This window comes from Gordonia sp. NPDC057258 (assembly GCF_042668985.1).
GTDB classification, from domain to species: domain Bacteria; phylum Actinomycetota; class Actinomycetes; order Mycobacteriales; family Mycobacteriaceae; genus Gordonia; species Gordonia hongkongensis.
The window spans coordinates 1-952 of sequence record NZ_JBHUXZ010000073.1 but is presented as its reverse complement, the minus strand read 5'-3'; the positions used below and the strand labels follow the sequence as shown (position 1 = coordinate 952).

At 62.1% G+C, this 952-nt stretch carries 2 protein-coding genes; both read right to left on the bottom strand.

The genetic code is table 11. The annotated features are described in order from the left end of the window. On the bottom strand, nt 1-395 hold a 395-nt coding region (locus ACFUEJ_RS24110), incomplete at its 3' end, for an aldehyde dehydrogenase family protein (protein ID WP_388032359.1). Nucleotides 396-415: 20 nt separating this feature from the next. Further along, nucleotides 416-952: NAD(P)-dependent oxidoreductase (locus ACFUEJ_RS24105; RefSeq protein ID WP_388032357.1), on the bottom strand; the 537-nt coding region annotated here is incomplete at its 5' end.

Genomic DNA, 952 nt, shown 5'->3' with positions numbered 1-952 from the left:
CCGCCGTAGTATTCGAACATCTCCGCGACCTTCGCCACTTCGCCGCGACAATCGCGAATGGGCTTGCCGGAACCGAGCGACTCGAGGCGTGCGATTTGCTCGACCTCCTTGCGCAGCTCGCGCGCGATCTCGAACATCACCCGTCCGCGCGCTGCGTGTGTTAGCGACCACCACTGCTTCTGTGCAATCTCCGCCGCCTGAGCCGCCAGTTCGACGACAGCGGCGCCACCATCCTTGTATACGAGGCTCGGCTTTCCGGTCGCTGCGTCGTACAACTGGATCGATTCGCCGGCGCCGTCGATCAGTTGACCACCGACGTACGATCCGATGGTCTGAGCATTCGGGAAAAAGTACGCGAATGCGGCCAGAAGGTTCTGTGCTGCTTGGTTTTCCATGTCCATGCTCCTGAATTCAGTCAGTTCTTTTCGGTAAATTCCACGATCCGGTTGAAGTCCTCCTGGTCGCCGATCGATTCAACGCTCGCCGCCCAAAGGCGGCCAGCTTCGATCGCGATCGGTGCCGTGACGCTGAGCTTGCGCAGCATGTCCATCGCAAGGCGCACGTCCTTGCGCATCAGCTTCATCGTGAATCCGGAATCGAATTTGCCGTTGAAGATCCAGGTCGGATAGTTCGTCAGCGTTGCGCTATTGCGCCCCGATCCGCCGTTCAATGCTTCGACAAGCTTCTCCGGGTTCACGCCCGCGGCCTCGGCGGCACGTACCGCCTCGCTCGTCGCGAGCAGATGCACGCCAGTCAGCATGTTGTTGATGATCTTCGTCACGTGCCCCGCCCCGACGGGACCGACGTGGACGCGCTTCGCGCTCATGACGGCAAGGACCGGCTCGACAGCAGCAACGTCGGCATCCGAACCACCGAGCACCATCGTCATCGTCGCGGTCGCGGCGCCCTTGGGGCCGCCGCTGACGGGGCCATCGACCAGTCCGACCTTCAC